This window comes from Treponema sp. R6D11 (genome assembly GCF_054786075.1).
Window position 1 is genome coordinate 1 of sequence record NZ_BDHD01000859.1, and the last position, 470, is coordinate 470.

The 470-nt window shown below is 39.8% G+C and carries 1 protein-coding gene; it reads right to left on the reverse strand.

All coding sequences use genetic code 11. The features are described 5' to 3' along the window. Nucleotides 1-470: hypothetical protein (locus ACYVTD_RS16520; protein WP_461248752.1), on the reverse strand; the 470-nt coding region annotated here is incomplete at both ends.

The following is a 470-nucleotide window of genomic DNA, read 5'->3' on the forward strand; positions in this document are numbered from 1 at the left end:
TATTATTTGTTCCTAATAAGGACGAAGGACTTATATTTGTCCAATAATTATCTCCACCATTAGCATATTTCAATACATTACCGCCATCACCAACAGCAACAGTGTAACTACCGGCACTGACTAAGTCAGAAATTGTAGATATTTTTGCCGTATGCTCACTATTTTGGACGGTAACTCCCTGCCAGATTGTTGTTTCGGAGTTACTGAAATATGGACATTCCGCTATGCTATTGTACTGTGAACCAGAATATGCTGAAAAGCAGTTTGCGCCATATACGATACAACTAATAGACGCATTACTTCCAAAAATTGTGTTAGAGGTAGAGGTGTCAGCCAAAGTCCATGTTGAACTGTTATCTGCTAAATAAGCACTTTTTGTGGCATCACCTACCGCAAAGAACTTGCCGTTACCATAAGCAATATCGTTAATGTTTGAAGTTCCAAAAGCGGCACTGGCATCTACCGATGCC